Below are 10,642 nucleotides of genomic sequence, written 5' to 3'. Positions count from 1 at the left end.
GCTTGATTTATAGTGCTGTCCAGGAAATACTGACCAATGAATCTTATAAAGAAAAAGCCGGAAAGATTGGGGAGGGATTCAAGAAAAGCGGAGGAGCCAGGAAGGCTGCCTCTTTTATTCTTGATGTTATCGATAAGGAAGGATTAGATTAATAATATGATACCCTGAGTTGAACTTTACATCAGAGTTTTTATAGCTTATCTTTGCATTCAAAATAAAATAATTTTAAAAATAGTAGAAAATAACCGAATTTTTTCTGTTAGGGAAGCTCGTCCCCCTCATCTTCTGGTAGTATTTTATCTTCTTCTGACTATCTGCTCATTGTAATTAAAAAACTTGACTTTTTATATTTATTTAGATAAAATATAAATATGAAAAAAATTTTATATATATGAAATATTGATGATAGAGATTATCAGAAAAACAGTTAATCATAAAGTCAGATTTTCTTTCCTAACCAGAGAAATCAAAATCTCAGAATATTTAGGAACTTTTGTATATAATAGTAGGCTTTTAGATATTGCCGCAACTCTAAATATTCTAAAGAAATTCTATTTCCAACCCTAAAGGTTATGGAAAATATAACTTCATTCCAACTTATGAAATATAGATTTAATTAAGTAATGTTTAAGTTAAAACTATAAGAGATTTGTTATGTCTTATCATATGGTATAAAAAATTGAGGAGGAATTGTTATGATTTTTGATAAACTGAAAAATGCTCATAAATACTATTGTTTAAATCCCCACTTTGAAAAAGCATTTAATTTTTTAAAGACCACTGATTTAGAAAATATTGCTGCAGGTGAGTATGAAATTGATTGGAAAAATGTAGTTGTTTTAATTCAAGAGTATACCACAATGTCCGATCCTCCATGGGAGTGTCACAAATATCATATAGATCTGCAGTATCTCATCTCGGGGATTGAAAAGGTTGGTTATCGTACAATTGAGGGTACTAAACCATCTGGACCTTATAAGGCAAAAACTGATTGTTATCTTCTTGAGAAAGTTGAAGATGGTAACTATGCGACCCTTGAGGGCGATACAATTATACTTCTTTTCCCCGAAGATGCTCATCTTCCGCGCTTAGTTTACAATAAACCGATTCCGGTTAAGAAATGTGTAATAAAGATTATTATATAAGCTAATAGTAGAAAATTATTTTAGAGGTGCCAGGCTCTTTGTAATTGAACCTTAACATAATAATACAGGAGATGGTTCTCTTATGGACAGTTTTTTCTGATATTATAGACTGCTATTATATTGGTCATTTCTCAATCCAACGGGAGCATCTAATTAATAACTAAGGCAGCCTGCATCAAAACAGTTCCGAAATCTACCACATCATCATCCGAGACATCAACCGATGAATCATCTTCTCTTGTGATGATGGTTATTATGAAAGATTTCTAAATGACCTAACCAAATAATACAGGAAGAGTGCTTGTGAAATCTATACCTACTGCAAGAAGAGAAACCCTGTCTGGTAAAGTAATTAATCAACCGGCCTTAAAAATATATCATGATGTATTGTGGGAAACCTATATAAAATAACAATTAAACATGGATAGAGTGATATTACACGTATTATACGAAAACTCTAAAAATGTATGGTGAACAGTATAAGAATATGCTGTTTCCAGATAAAAACATTATAAAAGGAGGAAAATCTCAATGAAGAAAGTGTTTGCAGGAATACTTGTACTGACCTTAGTGCTTGGTATGGTTGCAATGGTAAATGCGGCGACCGTAACCATGACTCTGGGTCACTTCGGTAAGCTGCCGGAGACTGGCGATCCTTTAGGAACCGCCGCTCAGGCCTTTGCCGATAAGGTCACAGACCTCTCGGGAGGAGAGATCAAAGTTGACGTCCGTGAAGACAGCGTCTTGGGCAATGCTAAAGAGATGATCGAACAGGCCCAGCAGGGCTTGATTGAAGCCTGTCTGGTATCCCAGGGCACGCTTGACAAATTTGACATCCGCTATGCATTTGTCACTGCACCGTATATGTTCTCAGGCTATGAACAGGCTTATGCTGTGATAGACGGACCTTTTGCCGAGTGGGTGAATGACGGTACGCTGGAAGCTGCCGGCTTGCACAACCTCGGTGGGTGGGATTATGGCTTTCGTATGCTAAGTAACTCCATTCGCGAAGTGAAAACACCCGAAGACGTGGCAGGTCTGTTAATACGTACCCCTTCTGAAGTGCAAAAGGTTGCTTGCTTCGAAGCCCTGGGCGCCACCGTACAACCCCTTGCCTTCACCGAGCTTTTGCCTGCCCTCAAGCAGGGTACTTTTGACGGCCAGGAGAACCCCATCGCCACCATTGTGAGTTTCAAGATGTGGGAAGTCAACCAGAAGTACGTCAGTTTGACTCGGCACACCTGGGAATCCGTCAACCTGACGGTGAACTGGGATTGGTGGCAGAGCCTGACCGCAGAACAGCAGGGTTGGATTCAGGAAGCCCATGTGTATGCCCGTGACATGATGCGCTCCATGATTCAGGATGCTGAAGCTCAGTATGTAGAGATCCTAGAAGAGAACGGTGTCGTTGTGACTAAGGTTGACCTATCGTTGTTCAAAGACAAGATGGGTCCCGCCTGGGATGCCGTTGCCGAATATGCTGGTGATACTGAAGGATCTATGCTTGCAAAATTTCTCGAGATTGTTAGCCAAACCGAAGACTAAAATGTTTGCCTGAACACAGCTTGTAACGACGCGTGGGAACACAATCACAAGCAAAGGTTGTTTGCGCTAACGCGTTTTGCAGTAGGCATTGAGTTATTAATAGAAAAATCTGAATGGCAGCACTCCGGGTGCTGTCATTCAGCCATTTTAAGAAACTGAATGAAGGAGGCTATTCAAGATATGATTGCACTCATTGTGAGTCTGGTTCTCCTTGCGCTGATGTTTATTGGGGTTCCAGTATGCGTCACGATGGGAATTACCAGCGCCAGTGCGTTTATCGCGCTGGACATGCCCAAGATGCTGACGGCTCTGGCGCAGCGCGTATTTTATGGAACTACGGGGTTTACGATGCTGGCAATCCCGTTTTTCATTCTTGCGGGAAATCTAATGAACTGTGGTGGCATTACTGACCGCATCTTTAACTTTGCCAATGCGATGGTCGGGCACTGGCCGGGTGGGCTTGGGCAGGTGAATGTGGTTTCCTCGGTAATTTTCTCGGGTATGTCTGGTGCAGCCGTTGCAGACGCTGCAGGGCTTGGTTCTATTGAAATGAAGGCCATGAACGACGCTGGATTTGACGAAACATTTTCCGCGTCCATCACTGCCGCATCCTCTACCATCGGGCCGGTTATCCCGCCCTCGATCCCGTTCGTGGTATATTCGTCATTTACTTCCACCACCGTACCGCGCCTATTCGCGGCAGGCTTTATCCCCGGACTTTTAATGGCATTGGCCATGTCGATCTGTGTATATTTCATCTCTAAAAAGCGAAAATACCCCGTTAGCTCCAAGATGCCTTGGAAGCTACGGTTAAAATATCTATGGCAGGCGCTTCCAAGCCTGACAACGATCATCATCATCGTCGGCGGAATCCTCGGCGGCATCTTTACCCCCACCGAGGCGGCCATTATCGCAACATTCTATGCGTTATTTCTAAGCTGCCTAATATATAAGCAAATCTCCTTCAAAGGGATTTTCAAGGTGTTGTACGAAAGTCTCCTGACCAGCTGCAAGACACTGTTCATCATTGCCGTGGCTAACTTCCTGGCATGGTTTATGATCCGGCTGCGCATCCCCGATCAAATCATTTCAGGCTTGCTGAGTGTAACAACAAATCCGCAGCTGCTGATATTGATTATCATAGGTATCTTACTGATTCTGGGTATGTTCCTGGAAGGGATCGCAGTCATCTTGATTGTTACTCCCATTTTTCTGCCTATTATCGCGCAGATCGGGATGGATCAGGTGCAGTTCGGTGTAGTGCTCATACTTGCCAGTATGATTGGACTGTTGACGCCACCGGTGGGCATGAGCCTGTATGCAGTATGTTCAATCACGAATGTGGACCTGATGTCCTTATCCAAGGCAGTGCTACCGTATGTAGTCGGTATCTTCATTGTGCTGATACTATGCGCATACTGGCCTCCGTTATCAATGTGGATTCCCACACTTTTATACGGCTAAGGAGGGAATACAATGAAAATCATCACAGTTCTTAAAAAAGCCGATGAGATACTGGCCAACATTCTTAAGGGAGTCGCGGTCGGACTGTGTCTGATCATTGCATTCATGTTGCTGGGGCGTGTGATATTACGGCTGCCGTTCTTCACCTCATCGATGGCCTGGTCGGAAGAGATTGTGGAGCTGACCATGGCGTGGATGATCCTGACTGTGACGACGCTCTTGTTCCGCAGCGGCGAGCACTTTCGAGTGGAATTGCTTGAGAAAAAGTTTAAAGGAAAAGCCTTGATGAAATACGTACATCTGTTTATTACACTGGTCAACTTGCTCTTTATCGGAATGCTTTTATACTATGGAATCAAGTTTATGCTGCCCCAGACCCAGTTTTCTCCGATCCTGAAGATCAACCACCGTTTCTACTATGCCAGTATTCCCGTGAATGCTGTCTTGATTCTGTTGTACCTAATCCGTGATCTGGTACGTGATATCTTGGCGTTCCGCAGGTCGTAAATGAAAAAATGAAACAGGGGATGATTCTATCTAATGGAAACCCCAGACTTTTAATTAATCTTTGGTCTTAAGAGAAAAGAGATTAAATAATGAGAGGCTATTCCAGCTAAAAAGCCATAAAACATATTGGTAACTAAAGCAATGAGAATAGTAATAACCATAGGAATTATATTTTTACTGGTTTTTACTTCTTGTGCGAATTTCAATAACCCTATTCCTACCATAAACATCATTGTTCCAATAATAGCTGTGGGAAAAACAGAAAAAAGACTAGCAATAGAAGCTGAGAGGAAAAGTCCCAGAAAGATTTCTATCAAACCTTCCAGTATATTAGCTCCGCCGGTTCTAGCCCCAAAATAATACTGACCAGCTAATCCTCCAGCACCATGACAGGTAGGCATTCCACCCAAAAAAGGAAGGATTATATTCATAATCCCTTGATTCCAGGCTAGCTGTTTTTCGCTTACTTTTTTTTCTGGCCAATATTTTTTAATCAGTGAAGAAGTAGCTATAGTAGCATTAGTAGCAGTTAGTGGTACTTGAGCAAATCCAGCTAATAACAAGGTCTGCCATACTTCTTTTAAAGAAAAAGTAGTAAAGGCTGGAATGCTCAGAACCGGAGAACTAATTTGGTCAAACTGTCCTTGTATGAGCATAATAAATAGGCCAATAATCACCAGGATAATAGCGGCCGGAGCGTAACGGTTTTGCCTGAACAGTAATACAATAATAATAGCAACAATGCTGATAATCCAATTAGTAGAAATCATTTTATAGGCTTGAAACATTAATAATATACCCAGGGTAACCTGAATTCCCCGGATTACAGAATTCGGTGTTATTTTGGAGATTCGTTCAATGATTCCAGTTAAGGCAAGTAGAATCCAGATTATTCCCATCCCAAAACCGGATGCATAGACCATAGATGGAGTCCATTGTTGGGCAATTGCCACAATGGCAATAATTTTCATAGGTTCAATGGGAACCGGAAGACGATAGATTAAGCCGGTAATAATATTACATAAGCCCATCATGACCAGGAAGCCGGCTGGGTTCAGACCACAGATCACAATATAACCGATGGCTAAAGGGAAAAGTGTACCGAAATCTCCCATAGAACCGGCTAATTCTCTTAGATTAAATTCAAAAGATTTAATTTTCATTTCAATAACCCCAATGATCTTGATTATACAATGATTTACCGCGAAAATAAACTCTTATTCCTTTAGCATACAATGCTTACCACTCTGTTTGCTTCCTCTATATATATTGTTTTTATGGAAAGTCCGTATAAGTTAGAAAGTGTATCTGAATTGAGTGTCTCTGCTGATTGACCAATGCCAAGTACACCTTCTCGGTTTAAAATGGCTACTTTTCCATTTAGAAAGATGGCATGTTCTGGATTATGGGTAGTCATAATTAATGCATATCCTTCATCAGCCAGTTGGCGAATCATCTTCACTGCACGGTGCTGATTACCATAATCTAAGTGAGCAGTGGGTTCGTCAAGCAGAATTATCTTTGGTTGTTGAGTGATTACTCTGGCAATTAACACCATTTGTCTTTCTCCACCGGAAATTTTTGTATATGGTTTATCTCTGAGATAAGCAATATCAAGACGTTCCAGGGACTCGTCAGCAATTCTATAATCTATTTTGCTAGGAGTTTTAAAAACACCAATATATGGAGTTCTACCCATAACGGTAAATTCTCTAACAGTGAAAGCATAGGCAGGAATATGGATTTGTGGAACATATCCGATTATCTGTGCTACATCGCGAATATTCATCTTTGAAAGAGACTGACCGTTTAACCGTATTTCTCCTGATTTTGGTTTGTAAATATTAGCAATACAATTTAGAAGTGTTGATTTGCCAGAGCCGTTAGGTCCTAATATAGAAAGTATTTCACCATTATCCAGATTAAAAGTAACATTACGAAAAATCGGACGGCTATTATGGTAATTAAAACTAAGATTTTTCACTTCTAGAATCATTGCATTTGCCTCCTTTGTTTAAAAAGGATAAATATAAAAAAGGGAGCCCCTATTACTCCAGTTAGAATTCCCAGCATGAGTTCAGCGGAGGTAAGTGTTCTGCAAAATATATCTATGGTTAGCATAAAAATCCCTCCGAAGATCATAGCTATGGGAAGCATTCTTTTGTTATCAGAGCCAATAATCATTCGGGCGGTATGGGGAATAACCAAACCAACCCATCCAATTGTACCTGATAAGCAAACAGAGCTTGCTGTGATTAGAGTGGAAGATAGAATAAATATTCCTCGAGTTGTACTTAGATTAATGCCAAGCGTTTTCGCTTCATTATCACCCAGGGATAGTACATTAAGCCTGTATCTTAAAAGAAGGATTATAATCATGGGCAGCAAAATTGTAGGCAGTATAGGGATCATTGCATTAAAAGACACTTTAGCAAAAGAACCCATCATCCAATAAGTAATTTCAGCTAACTGGGTGTCTGTATCTGCTACAAATTTTATAATATTCATTATAGAAGACATCAAGCTGCCAATAACTATACCTGATAATACTAACACAATAGTAGATTGATTTCGGATCAGTCGAGGTATGGTTACAGTTATAGCTACAGCAATCAAACCTCCGGCAAATGCACTAAGTTGAATCATAGCACTATCCTGACTTAAAAGGATAGCTGTGGCAGCACCTACAGACGCACCAGCTGATACACCTAACAGATCAGGGGATACCATTGGATTTTTAAAAATACTCTGATAAGTAGCACCTGAAAGCGCTAACGCTGCTCCAATAATAATGGCAGCAATTGTTCTTGGCAAACGTAGATTCATGACTACAGCTTCTTGAATGTTATCCCAATTGTTGTCCATAGTGAAAATTTTTGAAAAAACAATCCGGAAAGTGTCTCTAAAAGGCACAGTATATTGCCCTATTGCCAGTGATATTCCTAAAACGATAAATAATAAAGCAAGTGAAAACAAAAAAATGCCATGATATCTGAAAATATCAAATATATTTTTCTTTTCTAAAACAATCTCTCCATTTAAAATGGAGAGATTGTTTCTATTTTGTTTTATTTTTTTCATTTATATAAATTTAATGATTTATTTACTGTACCGGAAATTCTGCTGAACCATCTGGACGAAGTCCGTCAAGCATATACTCAGCCTGTGTTTGGTTCAATTCAAAATTAGTGTAATGCTTATAGAAGTCAATAATTTCATTTATCATAGATTCTCTGGTAATGCCATTTTCCTTTGCTATTTCAGGTTGAATGCACATCAGGGCATAGTGGATTTGTAGTTGACTTTCCAGACCAAAGCGATCCCAGTTAAAACAACCATAAGGATTGGTGTATAGTCTGTTATTAGATAAAGCCTTTAAATCTTTCCAGCCATCAGTATTTTCCAAAGCATTTTTATTTACATGTTGATAAACACCCGCACATATTATTAGATCTGGATTTAAATCCCAAATTGCTTCAGGAGTAACTTCTCCAGAACTTAGTTTCATTACCTCAGCTGCATTATTACCACCTGCAGATCCAATCCAGTCAGAAATGATACTTCCAGCAGCCATAGTAGTGTTTACGCTGGATGTTTGTCCAGCAATGTAATATACAACCGGACGATTGTTTTCTGAAATACCGGAAGTAACTTCTCTTACTTTTTCCAGCTTAATTTCAACAGCAGAGCACCAATGGTTTAATTTATCCTGATATTCTCCTCCGAGGACTTCGCCGAGAATAGTATAGGCCTGTATCATGGTAGCATAGTCACTAAAGTTAATATTAATAGCAGGAATTCCTACATCCCGGATCTGTTGGGCAAGACCACTTGCAGCAGTGGTTGGATGAATGATAACTAAATCCGGTTCCAGATTAATAAGGTTTTCAATGGAAGGAGTTATCCCTCCCAGAGCCGGAATATTAACACAATCAGGGTAAAATAGTTGGGTCCAGGAGTTCATTGTTCCCGGGTTGTTAACGGCTAATCCAACAATTAGTTCCCCAGCTCCCATCACAAAAAATGAGGAAGTACCCGCTGGCCATAAGTTAACAATTCTCTTAACTTCACCGGTTATTGTTACTGTGTCACCACTCATATCCGTGATAGTAACAGTTCTTTCTGCTGTAACAGAGCTGGCAAAGAAAAAGAAAATTGTTATAGCTACTAAAATAAGTAATAAAGTATAATTTTTTAGTATACTGTTAATTTTTTTTATTTTCTTCATAATCTTACTCCTTATTTTATATTGTTTTACTTATTATTTAATAGGATCTTCACCAAATATTTCATTTCGGGGTATAAAACCATCAGCTTTCTTGTCAATGGCCAAAAACATCCTGGCAAATTCTTTTGCTGGGTTTTTGTGTAAAGCAGTCTTGGGGATGGCTAGAGCGTGTGCAATGGGTGTAGCAATTACAGTATTTTTTTCATCCACTGCAAAACTGACTTTTGCATATTCTTCAGCTAAAGCAGGATTAGAAAGGTTCATAATTTCAGGTAATTCAGCGTAGTTCTTGCCAAACATCTTGACTGCTGAACCATACATAAAAAGATATTTTGCCTCTTTTTGATTATGGAATGGATTAGGGTCTTTTTCCATCCCTATATGACCTGGATGGTTCATTAACCTGTCTGTAAGACCTGGCTTATAGTTGTCAGCTAAGAGCATTGTCATCACGGCACGGTAACCACCTGGATCACCATAAGGATTACTGTGTTTGAATGTTGCCTCTTCTGCCAGTAGTTTTTCTTCCCAATTGTCGCTGTTTATATCTTCTCCAATTACAACCATCCTGTTGCCAGCCCAGATACGGTAACCTTCAGCATACTCAGGTATCATCATGGAACGAATAATGGTATCATCTGCAGAAATCAATAAATCACATGCTTTTCCATTGATACAATCTCGTATGAGATCTACAGAACCACCAGGAACATAGATGGCAGGTAGATCAGGATGCAATTTATTCCATTTTTCGACAGTATCTTTAACTAACTTCATAGATACACCTGCACATAAAACATTCAAGCGATAGGGAGCGAGTTCTGCTTCAAGTGTGGAAACTGCTACTAACTTTTCTTTACGAACATCAGTTACTTTTTGTGCCAGTATACCTAAAAAATTACGTAACATAATTCCCTGTGCCTTGCTGTATTTGTTACCATAATATTTAGTGATCATTTCACCGCTCATTCGGAGTAAATATAGGTCAAATATTTCATTTCTCGGTCCACCAGGGGGAGGTCCTTTAAATTTAATTCTTGGTGCACGGCTCTTGTTCATTTCGGATAAGCAGGGGATTTCACCCATCATCATGCCTGGTTCGTTAGGCTTGGGCATGTTATACATGTCTAAGCGAGGTTCCAGCTGATCAAGGGATTTTCCCTTAAGGACTACACAGAATAGGCCTTGGTCTATATCGATTGGAAGTGTACTATATTTACCAGCTTTACGGTAGACAATTTCAGGTTTCATTACTTCTAATAGAGAGATCAGTGCCTCATCATCAATATTTTGAAACAAGGTCATGCTCTTCAATTCCGGTAGAAAATCACTATAATTTGGCATATTACCCTCCTAAGTAATTTTTGTTATATTAAAGAAATGTTATAGAAATAAAAAAACGCCTTAGAAAGGCGTTATAAAAAAAAGCTGCAAAAATACAGCCTTCTGAAACGTTTCCTTTCCAAGTGGGAGGCATGGTGGCTAATTCATGCCCTCGAATACAGTTTTCCCTGTATTACCGTTTGACAGTGCCATTTATCACTATCAAATCGGAAACAAAAACAATATTATCCTTAAGTAAATTATATTATAATGATTTATTATTAATATAATAATTATAATTCAAGTAGGGAGATTGCAAAAAACTACTAAGAATATTACCATTCTTTACCAGTGAAGTCAATAAACTTTAACTAGGGGACGGTTCTTTTGTGTTTCTTTTTGAGCTGATTTGTGTTAAAATATCCAGCAG

Annotated in this window: 9 protein-coding genes; 4 read left to right on the top strand and 5 right to left on the bottom strand. The window is 39.3% G+C overall.

Going from position 1 to position 10,642, the window contains the following annotated elements:
* Positions 1-695 precede the first annotated feature (695 nt).
* The 4 genes from PHD84_05925 (at position 696) to PHD84_05910 (ending at position 4,661) form a co-directional block, all read left to right on the top strand.
* Positions 696-1,145, top strand: coding sequence for a YhcH/YjgK/YiaL family protein (locus PHD84_05925; protein ID MDD5637333.1), 450 nt, complete (start codon positions 696-698; stop codon positions 1,143-1,145).
* A gap of 531 nt (positions 1,146-1,676) precedes the next feature.
* On the top strand, positions 1,677-2,690 hold the full coding sequence (locus PHD84_05920; GenBank protein MDD5637332.1) for a DctP family TRAP transporter solute-binding subunit: 1,014 nt from the start codon (positions 1,677-1,679) through the stop codon (positions 2,688-2,690).
* 180 nt (positions 2,691-2,870) lie between these two features.
* Positions 2,871-4,154, top strand: coding sequence for a TRAP transporter large permease (locus tag PHD84_05915; GenBank protein MDD5637331.1), 1,284 nt, complete (start codon positions 2,871-2,873; stop codon positions 4,152-4,154).
* Positions 4,155-4,166: 12 nt separating this feature from the next.
* The gene (locus PHD84_05910; protein ID MDD5637330.1) at positions 4,167-4,661 is read left to right on the top strand and encodes a TRAP transporter small permease subunit; all 495 of its coding nucleotides are present in this window, start codon (positions 4,167-4,169) and stop codon (positions 4,659-4,661) included.
* Between the two features lie 50 nt (positions 4,662-4,711).
* On the opposite strand, the gene PHD84_05905 is transcribed toward PHD84_05910, so the two are convergent.
* From PHD84_05905 to PHD84_05885, 5 genes are all read right to left on the bottom strand, one after another.
* Positions 4,712-5,824: a putative sulfate/molybdate transporter gene (locus tag PHD84_05905; protein ID MDD5637329.1), complete on the bottom strand. Its 1,113-nt coding sequence runs from the start codon at positions 5,822-5,824 to the stop codon at positions 4,712-4,714.
* Positions 5,825-5,886: 62 nt separating this feature from the next.
* A complete protein-coding gene (locus PHD84_05900; GenBank protein ID MDD5637328.1) occupies positions 5,887-6,657 on the bottom strand; it encodes an ABC transporter ATP-binding protein in 771 nt (256 codons plus the stop codon).
* Entirely contained in the window at positions 6,654-7,742 is a 1,089-nt protein-coding gene (locus PHD84_05895; GenBank protein MDD5637327.1) for an iron ABC transporter permease, read from the bottom strand. Before PHD84_05895 ends, PHD84_05900 begins: the two co-directional genes overlap by 4 nt.
* 22 nt (positions 7,743-7,764) lie before the next feature.
* Complete coding sequence (locus PHD84_05890; protein ID MDD5637326.1) at positions 7,765-8,889, bottom strand: ABC transporter substrate-binding protein; 1,125 nt, start codon at positions 8,887-8,889, stop codon at positions 7,765-7,767.
* Between the two features lie 33 nt (positions 8,890-8,922).
* Positions 8,923-10,233 (bottom strand): substrate-binding domain-containing protein, encoded by a 1,311-nt coding sequence (locus PHD84_05885; GenBank protein MDD5637325.1) that lies wholly within the window; start codon positions 10,231-10,233, stop codon positions 8,923-8,925.
* Positions 10,234-10,642: the final 409 nt, after the last annotated feature.

The sequence above is a fragment of the Atribacterota bacterium genome, from assembly GCA_028717805.1.
Taxonomy (GTDB): Bacteria; Atribacterota; Phoenicimicrobiia; order Phoenicimicrobiales; family Stramentimicrobiaceae; genus Stramentimicrobium.
The sequence above is the reverse complement of the archived record's forward strand: the minus strand, read 5'-3'. Positions and strand labels throughout refer to the sequence as shown.